We start from the raw sequence: 17669 nt of genomic DNA, 5'->3' as shown, positions 1-17669 counted from the left end.
GCGACTCCGGCGCTGGGCGACGCCGGGAACGACCGGCCGAAGACGGCTGCCGACCGGGGCGGGGCCGACCGGGGCGGGGCCGACCGAGGCGGGGCCGGGCCGGCTGTCGCGGTTCGGGGGCTTCGGGTCCGGCTCGAGCGGACGCTCATCGTGGACGGTGTCGACCTCGACGTCGCCCGGGGGGAATGGGTGACGATCATCGGGCCGAACGGGGCGGGCAAGTCGACAGCGCTCCGGGCCATCGGCGGGCTGCTTCCCTTCGAGGGCAGCGTCGAGTTGGACGGGGCGGCCGTCGAGCGGTTGCCCCGGCGCGAACGGGCCAAGACGATCGCCACCGTCACGCAGTCGCCGGTGGTTCCGTCCGCCATGCGGGTCTTCGACTACGTGCTGCTCGGGCGTACGCCCTATGTGCCGCCGCTGGGCCGGGAGTCGGAAGCCGACCTCGCCGCCGTCGAGGACGTGCTGGTGGCACTCGACCTGGAGCGGTTCGCCGGGCGGCGGCTCGACACGCTCAGCGGAGGCGAACGGCAGCGGGTCTTCCTCGCCCGGGCGCTGGCGCAGGGCGCTCGCATCCTGCTGCTCGACGAGCCGACCAGCGCCCTCGACATCGGGCACCAGCAGGAAGTGCTCGAACTCGTCGACCGACTGCGGGCCGAACGGGGGCTTACCGTGCTCGCCACCATGCACGACCTGACGACCGCCGGCGAATATGCCGACCGCATGGTGCTGTTGTCGGCGGGCCGGGTGGTGGCGTCCGGCCCGCCGGCCACGGTGCTGACCGAGCGGATTCTGGCTGAGCACTACCGGGTGCGGGTGCGGGTCGTCGAGGGCGAGCACGGCCCACTTGTCGTGCCGACCCGGGGCTAGTGCTGCGGAGCGAGGATCGCGAACATTCCGCCCTGGGGGTCTTCGAGCACCGCGTACCGCCCGATCGACAGGTTCGTGGGCGGCCGCAACACCTGGCCGCCCAGCGCGTGGGCGTGGGCCGCCGACCGGTCGCAGTCCTGCACGGCGAAATAGATCATCCAGTGGGCCGGCATGTCGACAGGCCAGTCCGGGGCGGCCATCGGCTGGATGCCGCAGATCGGGATCTCGTTCAGTTTCGCCACCAGGTAGCGCTGCGAGCCCATCGTGCTGTGCCGGAACACCCACCCGAACACCGCGCCGTAGAACCCCGCCGACCCGTCCAGGTCGCGGGTGTTCAGTTCGTTCCAGGTGAGCGTGCCGGGCACGTCGAAGATCGAGGCTCCGCGCATGGTGCCGGCCTGCCAGACGCTGAACGGGGCACCGGACGGGTCGAGGAAGGCCGCCATCCGCCCCTGGTCGAGCACGTCGAACGGGGGGACCAGGACTTTGCCGCCGGCCGCGAGCACCCGCTCGGCGATCGCGTCGGCGTTGGCGGTGGCGATGTACGTGCTCCAGGCCGTGGGCTGGCCCTCGCCGTAAAGGGGTCCGGCCCCCGCCACGGGGCGGCCGTTGAGCAGGAAGGTGGTGTATCCGCCGAATTCCTCGCCGGCCACGTCGGCGGTCCAGCCGAACAGCCCGGCGTAGAAGCGAGTCGCACCCGCGAGATCGGCGGTTCCCAAGTCAACCCAGGTGGGAAAGCCGGGCGTCGATGCGGTGTTCATCGGGAAATCGTGGCACCGCGGACCTTTAAGCAACTTTAAGTGTCAATGTTCTAGCTGAACCGGCGACCCTCGTCGCGCCGATAGGCCCACCAGGCCACCCCAGCTAGGGCGGCGGTCCAAGTGATCAGCGACACAACGGAAACCGGACGGATCGGGGCTTCCCCGACGGCCGCCCACATAAGACGCACCGCTCCGCCGGTCGGCAGGTAGGGTCCGACGGTCTCGACGAAGCCGGGCGCCCAGCCGGGTGCGCTCATCAGCCCGCCGCCGAACGCCAGCGGCAGGAACAGGACCTGCGCGACCACGACCGCGGCCTTCGGCGGCATCGAGTAGCCGATCGCGAGGCCCATCAGGATGAACGGCACCGCGATGAACGTGATGGCGAGAGCCGCGAGCAGGAAGCGGGCCGGGCTGAGCGAGGCCGCGGTCAGGAACGCCGAGATCAGCACGACCGGGAGCAGGGCGACGGCCATCAGCGCGAGGCCGGCCAGCAGCCGACCGGCGAAGCGGGGCAGGGCCCCGGCGGCGAGGGTCCGCACGTACGGGTCCCAGGGCTGCACCCGGTCGTCGGCCACGCCCACGCCGTACTGGAAAAGGTTGGTGCTCATCACCGCGAAGGTCAGCATCGACGCGGTCGTGGCGTTGGCGAAATGCGGGTCGTCGCCCGCGTAGGGGACGACGAACGCGAGCATCGACGCGGCCGGCCAGATCGCGCTGCCGATTATCGCGATCGGTGTGCGTGACGTCTCGAGCAGCTGGAACCGGGTGTGCGTGCGGATCAGGCCGGACATGGCACCTCTCTTTCCAACAGGCGCAGGAACGCCTCCTCCAGGGAGGCGGGACGGACTTCCAGGTCGGTGAACGGCACGCCGGCCGCGACCAGGTCGCGAACCAGCCGATCGGCGTCCGGGCTGAGCAGGTGCCACCGGTCGCCCTCGCGGTCGGTCGCGGTCAATCCGTCAAGCTCAGGCAGGGGTACGGGCGAGGTGAGGCTCACCCGGCGCACGGCAACCAGGCCGCGCACCGCGTCGACGGTGTCGTCGGCGAGCACCCGGCCACCCCCGATCACTACCGCGCGCCGGGCCAGCGCCTCCACCTCTTCGAGGTAATGGCTGGTCAGCACCACCGTGCCGCCGTCGGCATGGAACTCGCGGATGCCGTCCCACAGGGACCGTCGCGCCTCGATGTCGAGCCCCGTGGTCGGCTCGTCGAGGAATACGATCTTCGGCCGGCCGGCGAAGGCGAGGGCCACGGCGACGCGTCGTTTCTGGCCGCCGGACAGGCCTCCGGTCTGCCGGCGGGCGAGATCGGCCAACCCGAACCGGCCGAGCAACTCGGCCTGGGGCAGCGGGTCGGGATAGTGCGCCCGGACGAAGTCGACGACCTCCGCGACGCGCAGCGTGGCCGGCAGGCCGGTCTCCTGCGGGGTGACCCCGAGGTGCCGCCGCCCGGCCGGTTGCCGGGGGTCCTGGCCGAGCAGCTCGACCCGTCCCGAGGACGGCTTGCGGATGCCGGTGAGCAGGCTGATCAGGGTGGACTTGCCGGCGCCGTTGGGGCCGAGCACGCCGACGATCTGGCCGGCCGTGATATCGAGGCTGACGCCGTCGAGGGCGAGGGTGTCGCCGTAACGGCGGCTGACGTCGATGGCTCGCGCGAGGATCATGTGGACGCTCCCGGTTCGAGAAGGGCTCGAAGTGCCGCCGTGTATTCCTCGAAGGCGAGCCGGCCACGGCGGGTGAGGCGGATCAGGGTGGCCGGGGTGCGGCCCTGATGGGTCTTGGTGACCTCGACATATCCGGCGTCCTCGAGCTTGCGCAGGTGCACCGAGAGGTTGCCGGCGGTCATCCGCAGCGAGTCCTGCAGGACCGGGAAGGTGATCTTGTCGTGCTCGTTGAGGACCGAGAGGGCGGAGACCACCCGCAGCCGGGCCTGGGCGTGGATGACCGGGTCGAGGTCGGGGCTCTCGGTCATCGAAGCTGCCGCCAGCCCAGCGCGCCGGCCAGGATCATCCCGCCGCCGCCGAGGATCGCGACGATCAGCGAGTGCCAGCCGGGGCCGGCGATGATGCCGGCGACGTTGATCACGCTGGTCCAGGCGCCGAGCGCGAACAGCTCGCGGTCCTGCCAGATGGCGCTGCCGGCCATGTGCAGGGCGCCGGTGAGCGCGACCATGCCGCCCGCCCAGAGCAGGCCCGTCTGCTGCTCGGGCAGATGACCGCCGATCCGGCTGAACAGCACCGACAGGCTGGCGAAGGCGAGCGACCAGGACAGCGCGTAGGCCCGCCCGGACCAGGCGCCCGGCCCGCTCGTGCGGCGCATCGGCTTGCTGCCGGCCACGCCGGTGACGAGGCCGGCCACGACGAACAGGACGAGCATCGCGACGAGCGGCAGCCACTCGGGCAGGTCGACGTAGATCCGGCCGCCCGGGCCGTAGCGCAGGAAGAACAGGCTGAAGCAGATCAGCCAGGCGAAACCCCACGGCCAATACATCAAGCGGGGGTCGGGGCGGATGTCGCGGACGAGGTTGGCCCGCTCCCGCTCGATGAGGGCGAGTGCTTCGGCGGGGCTGATGTCATCCTCGCTGGGTTCCATGCAAAGAACTTTACCGCACAAAGTCAAAGAGGTTTGTGCCATAAAGTTGGAGACCTCGGAAACGTAGACTCGGCCGCATGATCCTGCGGAGAGCGGCGGCCCACGAACTGGGGTCCATCCTGGACTTCTGGGCCGTGGCCGCCGAGAACGACAACCGGCCGGTCGATTCCCCGGCCGCCGTCGACGCGCTGCATCAACGGGACCCCGACGCGCTGATCGTCGCGGTCGACGGCGAGGAGATCGTCGGCACCGTCATCGCCGGGTGGGACGGCTGGCGCTGCCATCTCTACCGGCTGGCGGTCGCGCCCTCCCGGCGCCGGGAAGGCATCGGTCGTGCCCTGATCGACGCGGCCGAGCGGCGGTTCCGGGCGCTCGGCGGCATCCGCGCCGACGCGATGGTGCTCGACGACAACGCGGACGCGCACGGTGCGTGGTCCGCCGGCGGCTATCGCCGCCAGGCGGAATGGTCGCGGTGGGTCAAGCCGCTGCGGTCGTGAGGGCTTCCGGCAGAGGCTTCTGGTGTACGACGGACAGGCGCGACACCGCACGGGTCAGCACCACGTAGAGGCGATTCAGCCCACGCTGCTCCGCGGCGACGATGTCGGCCGGCTCGTGGACGACGACATGGTCGTACTCCAAGCCCTTGGCCACCGACGCCGGCACCACGAAGACCCGCGCCTCGGTGTCGACGTCGTCCGGTGTCGCGCTCTCGATCCCGGCCGCCGTCAGGTGCGCACGCAGCCGGTCCACCGCGGTGTCCGCCGCGATCAAGGCGACCGAGCCCTCGTGCTCGAGCGCCGCCGTCACCTCGACAAGCGTCTCGGCGTCGAGGTCGGCGTGCTCCGCGACCGGCACGATGGACAGATCGCCGTCGCGCCGCAGCGACACCGCCTCGGGGACGTCCACCCGCAGTGCCGGCAGCAGCCGGTTGGCCAGCTCGACCACCGCGGCCGGTACCCGGAAGCCGATGGTCAGCGGCACCACCGACGCGTCCGGCTTGCCCAGGTGGGCCAGGGTGTCCCGCCAGTCCGCGGCCGCCCACGGCGCGGTGCCCTGGGCCAGGTCGCCGAGCAGGGTCAGCGAGCCGTGCTCACTGCGCCGGGCGATCGCCCGCGCCTGCATCGGCGAGAGATCCTGCGCCTCGTCCACCACCACGTGACCGAAGCTCGTCTCCCGCTCCAGCAGGCCGGCCGCCTCGTCGATCAGCACCAGGTCGGCCGCACTGAACTTCGCCGACTTCACCGTCTTGGGCGCCTTGCTCCAGCGGATCGCCTCCTGCTCCTCGGCGGTGAGCAGGTCGTCGGCGGGGTCGAGCAGCACCTCCATGACCAGTGCCTCGGGGGTCACGGCCGGCCAGACCGTCTCGAGGAACTCTTTGACCGGCGCGACCTTTGCCATCCTGCGCAGCCAGGGCTCACCCGGGGAGTTACCGGTGCGGTACTCCGACTGGCGCTGCAGCAGGCCGACCACCCGGGCCAGCACCCGGTCGCGACCGACGCCGTAGGGCAGTCCTTCGCGACGGGCCTCGTCGACGATCCGCCGCAGCGGCTCGGTGTCGATGCGCCATCGGTAGGAACCGTCCGACACCGTTATCGGTTGGCTCGGCTTGGCGATCTTCCGCCACAGCGCTTTGCGGAGCACTTCGGACATCCGTACGTCATGCTTGATGTTTGTTGATTTCTCGGGGTCTGTCGCTCTGACCGGCAGCCGGGCCACCAGATCGTCGACGGTGGCCTGCTTGACCTCGACCTCGCCGAGCGCCGGCAGCACCGCCGAGATGTAGCCGAGGAACGCGGTGTTCGGCCCGACGATCAGCACGCCCGACCGCCGCAGCCGCTCGCGGTGCAGATAGAGAAGGAAGGCGGCCCGGTGCAGGCCGACCGCCGTCTTACCGGTGCCCGGCGCACCCTGCACGCAGATCGAGTCGGCCAGATCGGCCCGCACCAGCTCGTCCTGCTCGGGCTGGATCGTCGCGACGATGTCGCGCATCGGCCCGACGCGCGGCCGCTCGATCTCCGCGGTCAGGATGCGGCTGCTCGTGCCCAGCTCCTCGCCGCGATCGAGGTGCTCGTCCTCGAAGCTGGTGAGCACCCCCTTGACGAACCCGAACCGGCGCCGGGTCGAGACCCCCTGCGGGTCACGCACGCTGGCCCGATAGAACGAGCGGGACAGCGGCGCGCGCCAGTCCAGCACCATCGGCTCACCGGAGTCGTCGGTGACGTGCCGCCGCCCGACGTGATATTTCGCCTCCTCGAACTCGAGCCGTCCGAAGAACAGTGGCGTGGTCGGGTCGTCGGCGAGCTCCAGCACCCGCCGGGCCATGTGCCGCCCGAGTTGCTCAGCGGTGTACGCGTCGCCGGCGACCTGGTCGCCGGTGAAGTAGAGAGCCTCGGCGCGGCCGCGCATCCGGGCGAGGGCGGCGCGGGATTCGGTCAGGTGTTGTCGTTCGGCGGCGAGTTCGGCGTCCAGATCGAAGGCAGGCACTTTTCAACCTCATTGGCTGTGCGGGTGCGCTCGCGTTTCCGAGGCCTTCACCGGCCGTCGGCGCGGAGGACGTCCGCTGCGGTGCATGCTCACCACGGCCGTCGAAGCGGCCCACCACGTTACGCCCTGCGTACGCCCTGTCCACCGAATTTCCGCCCCGGCGGGTGGGGTTGAAGAATAGGGGCATGGCGGAGCGTGGGGTTCGGATCAGTGATCCGCGGGTGATGCGGGCGTTGTCGCATCCGGCCCGGATCGAGATCGTGGAATACCTGAACGACACCGGCAAGGCGGTCACCGCCACCGAGTGTGCGGAGATCGTCGGGCTTTCCCCCAGCGCCACCAGCTATCACCTGCGTGAGCTGCGCAAATATGGCCTCGTGGAGGAGGCGCCCAGCCGGGGTGACGGCCGGGAGCGGCTCTGGCAGGGCGCCGCCGGTGGGCTTCGGATCGACCCGGAGGACGGTGGGCCGGCCGCGCAGGACGCGGCGGCCACGTTGGCTGATCTCTATCTGACCCGCGATCTGGAGCGGGTCCGGGAGTGGTTCGCGCGCCGGGACGAGGAGCCCGAGCCGTGGCGGCACAGCGGCACCATCATGGGCGCCCGGCTGCTGCTCACGGCCGATGAGCTGGCGGAGTTGGCGGGCAGGATCTCGGAGCTGGTCGATCCGTACCGGATGCGCGATCGGCAGGAGAAGGCCCCTGAGGGCGCGCGGCGGGTGGCCCTCAATCTCGCCATGTTCCCCGAGGGCTGAGTTCGACGACGGTACGAGCGAGGGTCTTGTGCGATCAGATATGAAGGATTATTTTCGAAGTATGTCTTTCACATCTGATCGCTCGCGCTGGCCCGACGTCTACCTCGCGGCCGGCGCCCGGGCCTTCGCGATGGGCGGCGAGTTCCTGGCCGCGACGACCCTGGCCCTGGTCCTGCAGCAGTCCGGGCACGGCGGGCTGGCTGTTTCCGGGCTGCTGGTGGCGGCCACGCTGCCGCTGGCCCTGTTCGCGCCGATCGGGGGGCGCATCGCCGACCGGGCGGACAGCCGCACCGTCCTGGTCGTCACCGGCCTGGTCCAGTCCCTGATCGGTTTCGCGCTCGCGTTCGCCCACCACCCGGTGGCGATCATCGCCCTGACCGCATTGCTCGCCAGTGGCCTCGCGGTGACCGGTCCGACGCTCGCCGCGCTGCTCCCGGGCATGGTGCGCGCGGACGACCTGGCCAAGGCGAGCGGCCTCAACCAGACCGCCGGGGTGCTCGGGGCCCTGGTCGCGCCCGCGCTGGCGGGCATCCTGGTCGGCCGGACCGGTCCGCAGGTGCCCCTGCTGCTCAACGCCGTGAGCTACCTCGCGCTGGTGGCCGCCGGTCTGCTCATCAAGACACGGCGCCACCCGGAAGCCGGCCCCGAGGCCAAGCAGACCGACTTCCGGGTACGCGACGACCGCGTGCTCACCGTCATGATCGTGGCGATGGCCGCCACCGTCGCCGGCGTCAACGGCATGAACGTCGTGGACGTCTTCTTCATCCGCGACACCCTGCACGCCTCGACCACGATGTACGGCCTGGTCACCGCGACCTGGGCGGCCGGCATGCTGATCGGCAGCGTGGTCTTCGGCCGCATCCCGCGGGCCCGCATCACGGTGCCGGCGATGCTGCTCGTCCTGGCCGGCTCCTGCGCCCCGCTGCTGGCCGGTGCCCTCGCCGGCACCGTCTGGACGCTGTTTCCGCTGTGGTTCCTGGGCGGTGCGTTCAACGCCGCCGTCAACGTCTTCGTCATGGTCATCGTCGCCGGCCGCGTTCCCGTCGCCGCCCACGGCCGCGCCTTCGCCGCGGTGACCTCCAGCGTGCAGGCCGCAGGCCTGGTCGGCCTGGTCCTGGCCGGCCCCCTGGTCGAGCAGTTCGACCCGCGCTACCTGGTCGCCGGCACCGGCGGCCTCGGCCTGCTGGCCGCCCTGATCGCGGTGCCGGTGGTGCGGCGCCGGGTGCGATCTGAACCACCCCGAACCCCCGCGGCCCGGCAACTTGCCACCATCAGGGGATAGCGTCGAAGTCATGAACGACAGCGCAGGTCGGCCCCGGGTCGGGCACATTCAGTTCCTCAACTGCCTCCCGATCTACTGGGGCCTGATGCGCTCGGGCGCGCTGCTCGACGTCGACCTGCGCAAGGACACCCCCGAGAAGCTCAGCGAGCAGCTGGTCGCCGGTGACCTCGACATCGGCCCGATCACGCTCGTGGAATACCTGCGGCACGCCGACGAACTGCTGCTCCTGCCCAACCTCGCGGTCGGCAGCGACGGGCCGGTGCTCTCGGTGAACCTGATCTCGACCCGGCCGCTCGAGGAGCTCGACGGCCGGCCGGTGGCACTCGGCTCGACGTCGCGCACCGGCGTGCTGCTGGCGCAGATGCTGCTGGCTGAGCGGTACAAGGCCGAGCCGGAATACTTCCGCTGTCCGCCCGAGCTCACCCAGATGCTGATGGAGGCCGACGCCGGCGTGCTCATCGGCGACCCGGCCCTGCGCGCCATGTACGAGGCACCGAAGCGCGGCCTGACCGTCATCGACCTCGGGCAGGCCTGGCGCGAATGGACCGGGCTGCCGATGGTGTTCGCGGTCTGGGCGGTCCGCAAGGACTACGCGGCCGCGCATCCGGGTGCGGTCAAGGATGTGCACGAGGCGTTCCAGCGCTCCCGCGACCTGTGCCTGGACGAGCTGGACGAGGTGGCCGCGGCGGCCGCGCGCTGGGAGCCGTTCGACGCCGGCACGCTCGCCACGTACTTCCGCGCCCTCGATTTCTCCCTGGGCGACCGGCAGATCGCCGGCTTGCGGGAGTTCGCCAGGCGTGCCGCGGCTCGCGGCGAAGTTCCCGCATTGCCCCAAGACGGCCCGATCTTCGCCGAAGTTTGATCGTCATGCATGTGCGCCCTAGGCTCCGCTGGCTCATCAGCGAACGGGGGACCACCACATGCGTCTACGTCACTTCGCCATACCCGCCGCGATCGAGCTGGCGGCCCTGACCGGTCTGGCCACCCCCGCGGTGGCCGCCCCGGAGCAGGCGCCCACGCTGCAGATCGTGGCGCCGTACCAGGTCGCGGTCATCGAGGGCAAAACCAAGTCGGTCACCGCGACCGTGGTCAACATCTCCGACACCACCGCCAAGAAGGTGGCGTTCGGCTTCGGCAAGGTCGACCCGGCCGCCGGTCTGATCCTGCCCGACGGCTGCACCGGCAAGGTCGACACCGCCTGTGCGATCGGTGACCTCGCGCCGGGCGCGTCCCGCAAGTTCACCTTCAAGCTCAAGCCCGACGCTGCGACCGGCACCGACCTCACCTCGTCGCTGGCGCTGCTGGCGACCGGGGCGGCGAACGTGGCCGGTGCCGTGCAGCCGATGGTGGTCGTGCGCGCCAAGGGTGGCGTCGACCTCGAGGTCGCCGACATCGACGACATGAAGCTCAACCGTGGTCAGACCGCCGACGTGCCGGTCACGGTACGCAACGCGGGCTCCGAGTCGGTCGACGCCCTCGGGGTGGTCCTGATCGGCGAGGAGCAGGTCCAGACGCTGAGCAAATACCGCAACTGTGTGGCCGAATCGGAGGAGGGCGTCAACACCGTCGTCTGCCTCTTCGAGGGGACCTTCGCGGCCGGTGCCGAGTTCACCGTCCCGTCGGCGACGCCGCTGCAGGTCAAGCTCGCCTCCACAGCCGGTGGCCCGTTCACCTATACGGCCGCGGCCGTGGCCGTCGGTGTGAACAAGTCAGCGGCCGCTTCGCTGGCCAAGAAGTCCGGCCCGGAGCTGTCGCTCAAGGAAGCCGGCGACGAGGGCGACTACACCGACGTCCCGGACGACCTCAACGACGCCGACAACACCGCCGTGTTCGGCATCAAGGTGGCCGCCTCCACCGCCGACTCGGCCGCGATCGGTGCCACCTTCACCGGCGCCGTCGGCGACAGCTCCACCGTCAAGGTCGGCGTCCGCAACCTCGGCCCGACCGCGGTGATCCCGGCGAACGCCAAGTGGGCGCAGTACGTCGAGATCAAGTTCCCGACCGGCGTCAACATCACGAAGTACGACTCCGCATGCCAGCTGTGGCTGCCGCGGGACCCGTCCACGCCGACCGACAACACCTGGTTCTGCCTGGTCCCAAGCGGTCTCGGCGTCGACAGGACCGCGCTGTTCTCCTTCACCGGCACCCTTGCCGGGACCAAGTTCACCCCCGGCTACGTGATCGTCGACGGCGGCGTCCAGGACAACAACCTGAGCAACGACCGCGCCGAGTTCGGCATCAACCCGACCGCCGGCGGCGAGGGCGGCGGCGGCGGTCTCCCGCTCACCGGCGCACCGGCCGGCTGGGTCGCGGCAGGCGGCGCGCTCCTGCTGATCGTCGGCGCCATCTTCTTCACGACGGCCCGCCGCCGGCGCATCATCACCAAGGCATAACCACCTTGCGTACGGGGTGGGACGACTCGTCCCACCCCGTGTTTCGTCGCTTACTGACGAGGTCGCCGGCTAGTGAGGGTTAGGCGGCTTCGCTGTTCAGGGCGGCGTCCAGGGCGGCGGCGTCTTCGGCGGTCAGCTGCCAGCTGCCGGCGGCGGCGTTGGCGTGGACCTGCTCGGGGGTGGTGGCGCCGGCGATGACGCTGGTGACGGCGGGGCGGGCGGCCAGGCCGGCGATGGCTACGTCGAGCAAAGTGTGGCCGCGCTCCGCGCCGAAGGCGACCAGTTTGTCGATGGTGTCCCAGTCGGCGTCGGCCAGCACTCGCTGGTAGCGGTCCTGGGACAGCCGGGTGCCGACCGGGGCGCGCTCGCCGCGGGTGTATTTGCCGGTCAGCAGGCCGGAGTCGAGCGGGAAGAAGGGCAGCAGGCCGAGGCCGAACTGGTCGCAGGCCGGCACGACCTCGTCCTCGACGTAGCGCTGGAGCAGGCTGTAGCGGTTCTGGGCGCTGATGAACGGGGTGTGGCCGGCGGCGCGGGCGGTCCAGTCGGCGTCGGCGATCTGCCAGCCGGCGAAGTTCGAGTTGCCGAGGTAGCGCACCTTGCCGGCGCGTACGAGGTCGTCGAGGGCGGCCAGGGTCTCCTCGATCGGGGTCGACTCGTCCGGCTGGTGCATCTGGTAGAGGTCGATGTAGTCGGTCTGGAGGCGGCGCAGCGAGGCTTCGACCGCGCGCACGATGTAGCGCCGGGAGCCGCGGGCGTCGAAGTCGTTGCCGTTGAGGCCTTCCATGTCCATGCCGAACTTGGTCGCCACGATCACGTCGTCGCGCTTGCCCTTGAGGGCGGCGCCGAGGCATTCCTCGCTGGCTCCGTGCGGGGTGCCGTAGATGTCGGCGGTGTCGAACAGGGTGATCCCGGCGTCGATGGCGGCGTCGACGACTTCCCTGGTCCCGTCCTCGTCGAGCTTGCGGCCGAAGTTGTTGCAGCCGATGCCGACGACCGATACGACGAGGCCCGAGGTGCCGAGTCTCCGATAGCTCATCTCAGTCATGATCCGAGCCTATGCCCGTTTGTCGCATCGTTTGCCCGGGGACACCGGACATCCGTACCTGTCTATTGACACACCTTGTTAACAATATTCACCCTGTGAGAGCGCTCTCCCCTTCCGTACGGAAAGAGGTGTTCCCCGTGCGTACCGTTCTCCGCGCTCTCGCCGCCCTGGCCATGACGATCCCCGTCGCCGTGGCCGTCTCCCCGCCCGCGGCCCAAGCCGTGGGTCCCAACCTCCTGCCGGTCACCGTTTCCAACAGCACCGGCCGCGGCGACGCGGTCTACCTGTACGTCATCGGCGTGCAGCTCTCCTCCGGCCGGCTCGGCTACGTCAACCAGGCCGGCGCGTTCACCGCGTGGAGCGGCGGGCAGCTTCCGCCCTCGCCCGCGCCCGACGTCTCCATCCCGGGCGCCGGCAACGGCGGCAGCACCACCATCAACTTCCCGCGCGGCTTCTCCGGTCGCGTCTACTTCTCGTTCGGCGAGAAGCTCAAGTTCTTCCTGACCCCGGACGGGCTCGTCCAGCCCGCGCCGTGGGCGTCCGGCGACGCCAACTACAACATCCTGTTCGACTGGAGCGAGTTCACCTACAACGATGCCGGCCTGTGGCTGAACAGCTCGCAGGTCGACATGTTCGCGGTGCCGCACGCGGTCACGGTCACCGGCAGCAACGGGGTCACCAAGCGCACCGGCGACCTGGTCGCGAACGGCCGGACCAACGTGATCAACACGCTGAAGGGCACGGCCGGCTGGGCGAACACCGTCTACACCCGTTCCGACGGGACCGTGCTGCGGGTGCTCTCCCCGGGTAAGGCGGCCGGCTCCGGGCTGCTGGCGAGCAACTACCTCGACTCGTACATCTCGAGCGCCTGGAACGCGTACACCGGGAAGAACTTGACCGTGGTGCCGTTCGGCGACCAGCCCAACACCAGGTACATCGGGCGCACCTCGGGCAACGTCATGCGCTTCACCAACTCGTCGGGCGCGCAGGTGGCGTCCTTCAACAAGCCGTCCTCGGCCAGCGTCTGGGGCTGCGACGGCGATCTGCCGGCCCCGAACGACCAGGTCGTCGGGCCGATCTCGCGGACGCTCTGCGCCGCCCTCAACCGCGGCACGCTCGGCACCGTCGACACCCAGCCGAGCACCAACGCGGCGCAGTTCTACCAGAACAACCCGACCAACGTGTACGCCAAGGTGATCCACGCGAACATGGCCGACGGCAAGGCGTACGCGTTCGCCTTCGACGACGTCGCGAACTTCGAATCGCTTGTCAACGACGGTGACCCCCGGTCGGCCGGCATCGTGCTCTCGCCGTTCAGCGGTGGCGGCACCACCCCGCCGCCGTCCACCGGGTCGGCGCTGATCAGCAACCTCAACAGCAAGTGCATCGACGTGCCGAACTCCAGCTTCGTCGACGGCGCGCGGCTGCAGATGTGGACCTGCAACGGCACCAACGCGCAGAAGTGGTCGTTCAGCAACGGCACCCTGCTCAGCCCGAGCGGCAAGTGCGCCGACGTGGCGAACGGCGCCACCGCGAACGGCGCCGCCGTGCAGCTGTGGACCTGCAACGGCACCGGGGCGCAGCAGTTCGTCCTGAGCGCCGCCGGTGACCTGGTCAACCCGCAGGCCAACAGGTGTGTCGACATCGTCGATCAGAACGCGAACGACGGCGCGAAGCTCCAGCTGTGGGACTGCGCCGGCACCGCGAACCAGAAGTGGCGCCAGGGCTGATCGTCGCCTAGGAGTCGTCGTCCACCGTGGACGACGACTCCGCCAGCGTCCGGTAGGCCGACTTGAGCAGGTCGTTCAGTGGGATGTGCCGCACCCGCACGGGCGGGGCGTCGAGCGCGCGCAACAGCAACTCGGGCGGGGCGGTCACCCGCGCCGGCCGTTCCCGCAGGCGACCCAGCGAAATGGCGGGGGAGTAGTAGTCGGCGAGCCGGTCCTCGAGCGGAACCTCCTCGACCGCCAGCGGATCGACCGCCTCGACCGGCTCCGGCGTGCCTCGCAACGCACTGAGCAGGGCCTCCCGATCGCGTCCGCGCCACGCCAACACCAGGAACGGGTCGTCGTCGAAGGCTTCGGCGAGTACATAAAGGACAGCCGACCCGTGTTTACAAGGGACTCCCCAATCCGGACAGTTGCAATCGATGTCCAAATTGTCGGGAAAGAGGGGCAGATTGTGCTCGGCGAAGAGGTCGACGATCTCTTGTGGCATCTCGCCGGCGAGCAGCGCGGCCCGGTACAGCGCTCGACTGCCGAGAGCCGAGGTCAGGGAAGTCCACTGTGTCTCGCCGAACGCGGCGATCGTGATCGTCACCGCGTACGGCTTCGGGCGTGAACCCTGCACCCGGGCCGTCACCTTCCCGGCCGTCAGTTGGAAATCCAGGACCTGGCCCTTGCGGGCGTAAGCCCGGCCGCGGGTGAGCCGCCCGCCGTCACAGACCTGTTCCAGCACGTCGACGAAGCGCCGCGACCACCAGCGTTCCCCGATCTTGCCGCGCTTGGCCCGCACAGCCAGGCCGTTCTCGACCCCGATGGCCCGGCCGGCCTCGTAGAACCTTCCGTCCCGGTCGAACGGCATCAGCGGACTCCGGCCATATCGAGTTCGAACAGCTCACGCAACTGTTCGGTGCCGAGATCGGTGATCCAGTCCTCACCGGTGCCGACCACCGACGACGCGAGCGCCTTCTTCCGCTCGATCATCGCGTCGATCTTCTCCTCCAGGGTGCCGGTGCAGATGAACTTGCGGACCTGCACGTCGCGCGACTGCCCGATGCGGAACGCCCGGTCGGTCGCCTGGTTCTCGACAGCCGGATTCCACCACCGGTCGAAGTGGATCACGTGGTTCGCGGCGGTGAGGTTGAGCCCGGTGCCGGCCGCCTTGAGCGACAGCAGGAAGAGCATCGGCTCGTCGCTGGTCTGGAACTCCTCGACCAGCGCGTCCCGCTTGACCTTCGACAGTCCACCGTGGAGCCAGAGCACCGGCCGATCCAGATGAGCAGCCAGATAGGGCTGCAGGAGCGTGCCCCACTCGGCGTACTGGGTGAAGATCAGTGCCTTGTCGCCGTCCTCGACGATCTCGGCGGCCAGTTCCTCGAGCCGGGCCAGCTTGCCGGAGCGGCCGGGCAGCCGCGAACCGTCCTTGATCAGGTGCACCGGATGGTTGCAGACCTGCTTGAGCTTGGTCATCGCGGCCAGCACGTTGCCGCGGCGCTGAATGCCCTCGGTGTTCTCGATCGTGTCCATCATGTCCTCGACGACCGCCTGGTAGAGCGTGGCCTGCTCGGGCGTGAGCGTGCACCACACCTTCATCTCGTTCTTCTCCGGGAGATCCGAGATGATCGACTTGTCGGTTTTGAGGCGGCGGAGCACGAACGGCCCGGTCGCACGTTTCAATGCCTCGGCGGCGAGCTCGTCCTGGCGTACCTCGATCGGCTCCTGAAAGCGCTTGCGGAAGTGCTTCGCCGGGCCCAGCAGGCCCGGATTGACGAAATCCATGATGGACCAGAGTTCGGCCAGGTGGTTTTCCACCGGCGTGCCGGTCAAGGCGATTCGGGTACGGGCGGGGATGGCGCGCACCGCCTGGGCCTGCCGGGTGCCACTGTTCTTGATCGCCTGAGCCTCGTCGCAGACGACCCGCTCCCAGTCGCCGCTCCGCAACATGCCGAGGTCCCGCACGGCCGTGCCGTAGGTGGTGACCACCAGGTCGACGTCCTGGTCGAGATCCCCGCGTCGGCGCTCCCCGCCGTGGTGGACGTAGGTGCGAATCTGCGGAGCGAATCGGGCGGCCTCCTTCTGCCAGTTGCTGACCAGCGACATCGGGCAGATCAGCAGGGTCGGCTTGGGGGTACCGTCCCGCCGCTCCTGCACCAGCAGGGAGAGCGTCTGGGCGGTCTTGCCCAGGCCCATGTCGTCGGCGAGGATCCCGCCCAGCCCGAGCCGCCCCAGGAAGTGCAGCCAGGACAGCCCGCGCTCCTGGTAGGGGCGCAGCGTGCCCTGGAATCCCGGCGGCGTGCCGAGCGGGTCGAGCCGCTCGGCCGCCTGCCCGGAGAGCAGGTCGCCGAGCATCCCGTCGGCGTCCACCTCGACCAGCGGCAGGTCCTCCTCGCCGCCGTCGATGACCTGCCGCAGCACTTCGCCCGCGGTCAGCTCACCGTCCCGGCGCCGGCCGACCGCCTTGAGGGCGGCCTTGAGCTGCCGGTCGTCGAGCTCCACCCACTGACCGCGGACCCGCACCAGCGGCACCTTGAGCCGGGCCAGTTCGGCGAGCTCCTCGGCGGTGACCGTGCTCTCCCCGATCACCAGGTCGAGCCGGAACGAGACGATCTCCGCGAGGCCGAAGCCGCTGTCGGCCAGGGCCTTGGCCGACGATTTGCCCTTGGTCCGGGTGGTCAGCTTCAGCCCCACCGACTTGCGGCCCGCCCAGGACGGCAGCTGCACCCCGAAGCCGGCCGCCTGCATCAGCGGCGCCGCCTGCCGGAGGAAGTCGTGCGCCTCGCCGGTGTCCAGCGTCATCGCCGCCGGCTGCTGATCACCGAGCGCCACGTGCAGCAGCGGGAACAGCCGGACCGCCCGGCCCAGCCCGGCCAGCAGCGTCTCGTCCGGCCGGGCCGGCATCCCCGGGAAGCGGCCACCCGCCCACACCTCGGCGGCCGGCAGGTAGAGCGTCGAGTCCTCGGCCGACTGAAGCGCGAACTCGAGCCCCCAGTCGTCCTCGCCGGGCATCGGCTCGGTCAGCCGGAAACTGACCTTTACCGGCCCGTTGGCTTCGTTGGCCGCGCGCATCCAGTCGCCGAGGGCGGCGCCCAGCTCGCGGACCGCGGCCGGCTCGGCGGCCGGCAACGAGGGGTCGGCCGAGGTGAGGGCCGAGACCCAGCGGTCGGACAGCTCCGCCTTCGGTCCCGGTCGCTGACCGCGGAGCAGGCGTTCCGGCATCAGGTCCCGCGCCGCGGCGTCGACCAGCACGTTCAGCGCGTCGCGCAGGGTGCGGGACAGGCCCGCGCCGGTGGCCCGGACCACCGGCGGCATGCCGAGGGCGAAGTCGCGATAGCCGGCCGCGTCGCCGCCGGTGACGACCGGGCGCCAGCGTGCCGCCGGGACGCCACCCTCCTCGACCAGCTGGGGCAGCATGCGGCCGCGCCGGGCCAGGTCACAGGCGAACCCGGCGAGCACGCCCAGGTAGCGCAGCGAGGGTCCGGCCAGCCACTCGTCGCCGGCGTCGTCCGCCGACGCGAGCGTGGCGAGCGCCTCACCGTCCCGGACGAGCAGGGCCGGCACCTGGTAGGAGCGGAGCTTGACGGCTCGGGTGGTGGCCAGCTCGGCCGGCGGCACCGGGCCCCGGGTGGTCCCGGGCAATTTGAGCGTGAGGGTCTCGGGCTCACCGTCGAGGCCCGCCACCCCGGCAAGATCCGAGAAGTCCTCGGCCCAGACCGCGAGCCGGCCCGGCCTGTCCGTGCCCGGCACCCAGCCGGCATGTACGACGAGCACTCCCA

General features: G+C 70.4%; 16 protein-coding genes. 7 read left to right on the top strand and 9 right to left on the bottom strand.

The window, feature by feature from the left end; genetic code table 11:
- Positions 1 to 147: 147 nt before the first annotated feature.
- On the top strand, positions 148 to 867 hold the full coding sequence (locus tag Afe05nite_RS29110; protein WP_239118278.1) for an ABC transporter ATP-binding protein: 720 nt from the start codon (positions 148 to 150) through the stop codon (positions 865 to 867).
- Here the strand turns inward: Afe05nite_RS29110 and Afe05nite_RS29105 are convergent.
- The 5 genes from Afe05nite_RS29105 to Afe05nite_RS29085 are packed head-to-tail and all read right to left on the bottom strand — an operon-like array spanning position 864 to position 4219.
- Complete coding sequence (locus Afe05nite_RS29105; protein ID WP_203820418.1) at positions 864 to 1628, bottom strand: VOC family protein; 765 nt, start codon at positions 1626 to 1628, stop codon at positions 864 to 866. The genes Afe05nite_RS29110 and Afe05nite_RS29105 overlap by 4 nt on opposite strands.
- 50 nt (positions 1629 to 1678) lie before the next feature.
- Entirely contained in the window at positions 1679 to 2419 is a 741-nt protein-coding gene (locus tag Afe05nite_RS29100) for an ABC transporter permease (protein ID WP_203820417.1), read from the bottom strand.
- A complete protein-coding gene (locus Afe05nite_RS29095; protein WP_203820416.1) occupies positions 2407 to 3291 on the bottom strand; it encodes an ABC transporter ATP-binding protein in 885 nt (294 codons plus the stop codon). The genes Afe05nite_RS29100 and Afe05nite_RS29095 overlap by 13 nt, the downstream gene beginning before the upstream one ends.
- A complete protein-coding gene (locus tag Afe05nite_RS29090) occupies positions 3288 to 3599 on the bottom strand; it encodes a winged helix-turn-helix domain-containing protein (RefSeq protein ID WP_203820415.1) in 312 nt (103 codons plus the stop codon). Before Afe05nite_RS29090 ends, Afe05nite_RS29095 begins: the two co-directional genes overlap by 4 nt.
- Complete coding sequence (locus Afe05nite_RS29085) at positions 3596 to 4219, bottom strand: transporter (protein WP_203820414.1); 624 nt, start codon at positions 4217 to 4219, stop codon at positions 3596 to 3598. The genes Afe05nite_RS29090 and Afe05nite_RS29085 overlap by 4 nt, the downstream gene beginning before the upstream one ends.
- Positions 4220 to 4296: 77 nt before the next feature.
- On the opposite strand from Afe05nite_RS29085, the gene Afe05nite_RS29080 reads away from it, so the two are divergent.
- Positions 4297 to 4716: a GNAT family N-acetyltransferase gene (locus tag Afe05nite_RS29080; protein ID WP_203820413.1), complete on the top strand. Its 420-nt coding sequence runs from the start codon at positions 4297 to 4299 to the stop codon at positions 4714 to 4716.
- Here Afe05nite_RS29080 and Afe05nite_RS29075 read toward each other — a convergent pair.
- Positions 4697 to 6703, bottom strand: a complete 2007-nt coding sequence (locus tag Afe05nite_RS29075) for a HelD family protein (RefSeq protein ID WP_203820412.1) — start codon at positions 6701 to 6703, stop codon at positions 4697 to 4699. The genes Afe05nite_RS29080 and Afe05nite_RS29075 overlap by 20 nt on opposite strands.
- A gap of 185 nt (positions 6704 to 6888) precedes the next feature.
- Between Afe05nite_RS29075 and Afe05nite_RS29070 the strand changes: the two genes are divergently transcribed.
- The 4 genes from Afe05nite_RS29070 to Afe05nite_RS29055 all read left to right on the top strand — a co-directional run bounded on the left by Afe05nite_RS29070 (position 6889) and on the right by Afe05nite_RS29055 (position 11130).
- On the top strand, positions 6889 to 7455 hold the full coding sequence (locus Afe05nite_RS29070; RefSeq protein WP_203820411.1) for an ArsR/SmtB family transcription factor: 567 nt from the start codon (positions 6889 to 6891) through the stop codon (positions 7453 to 7455).
- A gap of 61 nt (positions 7456 to 7516) precedes the next feature.
- On the top strand, positions 7517 to 8737 hold the full coding sequence (locus Afe05nite_RS29065) for an MFS transporter (protein WP_203820410.1): 1221 nt from the start codon (positions 7517 to 7519) through the stop codon (positions 8735 to 8737).
- 10 nt (positions 8738 to 8747) lie between these two features.
- On the top strand, positions 8748 to 9599 hold the full coding sequence (locus Afe05nite_RS29060) for a menaquinone biosynthetic enzyme MqnA/MqnD family protein (RefSeq protein ID WP_203820409.1): 852 nt from the start codon (positions 8748 to 8750) through the stop codon (positions 9597 to 9599).
- A 58-nt stretch (positions 9600 to 9657) separates the two neighbouring features.
- Complete coding sequence (locus Afe05nite_RS29055; protein WP_203820408.1) at positions 9658 to 11130, top strand: COG1361 family protein; 1473 nt, start codon at positions 9658 to 9660, stop codon at positions 11128 to 11130.
- A gap of 79 nt (positions 11131 to 11209) precedes the next feature.
- Here the strand turns inward: Afe05nite_RS29055 and Afe05nite_RS29050 are convergent, their stop codons facing one another.
- Positions 11210 to 12166 carry an aldo/keto reductase gene (locus Afe05nite_RS29050; protein WP_203820494.1) on the bottom strand — a complete coding sequence of 319 codons (957 nt, stop codon included), beginning with the start codon at positions 12164 to 12166 and terminating at the stop codon, positions 11210 to 11212.
- A gap of 146 nt (positions 12167 to 12312) precedes the next feature.
- Between Afe05nite_RS29050 and Afe05nite_RS29045 the strand changes: the two genes are divergently transcribed.
- Entirely contained in the window at positions 12313 to 13905 is a 1593-nt protein-coding gene (locus Afe05nite_RS29045) for a beta-1,3-glucanase family protein (RefSeq protein WP_438869056.1), read from the top strand.
- Positions 13906 to 13912: 7 nt separating this feature from the next.
- On the opposite strand, the gene Afe05nite_RS29040 is transcribed toward Afe05nite_RS29045, so the two are convergent.
- Complete coding sequence (locus Afe05nite_RS29040; RefSeq protein ID WP_203820407.1) at positions 13913 to 14758, bottom strand: SWIM zinc finger family protein; 846 nt, start codon at positions 14756 to 14758, stop codon at positions 13913 to 13915.
- Positions 14758 to 17664 (bottom strand): DEAD/DEAH box helicase, encoded by a 2907-nt coding sequence (locus Afe05nite_RS29035; RefSeq protein ID WP_203820406.1) that lies wholly within the window; start codon positions 17662 to 17664, stop codon positions 14758 to 14760. The genes Afe05nite_RS29040 and Afe05nite_RS29035 overlap by 1 nt, the downstream gene beginning before the upstream one ends.
- Positions 17665 to 17669 lie beyond the last annotated feature (5 nt).

It is taken from the genome of Paractinoplanes ferrugineus (genome assembly GCF_016862195.1).
Lineage (GTDB): Bacteria > Actinomycetota > Actinomycetes > Mycobacteriales > Micromonosporaceae > Actinoplanes > Actinoplanes ferrugineus.
Note: the sequence above shows the minus strand (reverse complement) of the source record. Positions and strands in the feature narration are given on the sequence as shown.